Here is a 990-nt window from a genome sequence, read left to right as displayed (position 1 = left end):
AAGTTGCTGATTGCAGCTGACGGAGCACATTCGAAATTACGCGAAAAAGCAGGTCTTAAAAACTTTTCTCATCCCTATAAACAAACAGCAATCATCTGCACGATTGAACATGAAAAACCCCATCATGGTCAAGCAATCCAACATTTCTTACCTGCTGGTCCTTTCGCTCTTCTCCCTCTCAAAGGAAATCGATCAGCCGTGGTGTGGAATGAACAGCATAAAACTGCGCAATATTATTTCAAACCTGATGCTCTTATTTTTGAAACAGAAATCAAAAAACGTATTGGTCACCGATATGGAAAACTCACTTGGAATGGGGAACGCCAAGCCTTTCCTTTAAAGCTTTCTTTAACACGTCAATGTATTAAACCGCGCTTTGTTCTCATTGGTGATGCTGCGCATACAATCCATCCTCTTGCAGGACAAGGCCTCAATTTAGGATTACGCGATAGTGCCGCACTCGCCGAAGTGATTATTGAAACAGCGCGGTTAGGTCTTGATATTGGATCTCTCATTGCTCTCGAACGCTATCAAAGCTGGAGGCGTTTTGAAACTGTACGTATGGCTCTGAGCAATGACTGGCTTAACCAACTCTTTTCTAATGATAACCTGCTCTTGCGAATGCTCCGCGATGTTGGCCTTGGAATTGTCAATCAAACGCCAAAAATGAAAAAATATTTCATTCAAGAAGCCTCCGGTCTCACCCGTCATGCCCCACGTCTGCTGCACGGATTGCCACTCTAAGAAAAAAATTGTACCATTGTGCCTTTTGTAGCCTAAACAAGACTCTCTTTTATCAAGATAAGCCCTTTATGCATTCTGAAGTGCCAAGATTTTGCTAGAGCTGATTATGATACGACAATAAAGTTTCCAACAACCTACACCATCCCAGTACGTAAAAACGCGTGCATTGCACCCTCCCCTTCTCCCACATTAAAAAACAAAGATAGAAGCTAGAAAATTGCCAAACCTTTTCAATATTCAACCCAC

Annotated in this window: 1 protein-coding gene; it reads left to right on the top strand. The window is 42.3% G+C overall.

The features are described from left to right. Window positions 1-744 (top strand): FAD-dependent monooxygenase (locus tag ACFIK8_RS10160; RefSeq protein WP_375669352.1); only part of this gene is annotated, 744 nt, incomplete at its 5' end. Between the last annotated feature and the right edge of the window lie 246 nt (window positions 745-990).

The sequence above is a fragment of the Bartonella sp. MR168JLCBS genome, assembly GCF_042194175.1.
Note: the sequence above shows the minus strand (reverse complement) of the source record. Positions and strands in the feature narration are given on the sequence as shown.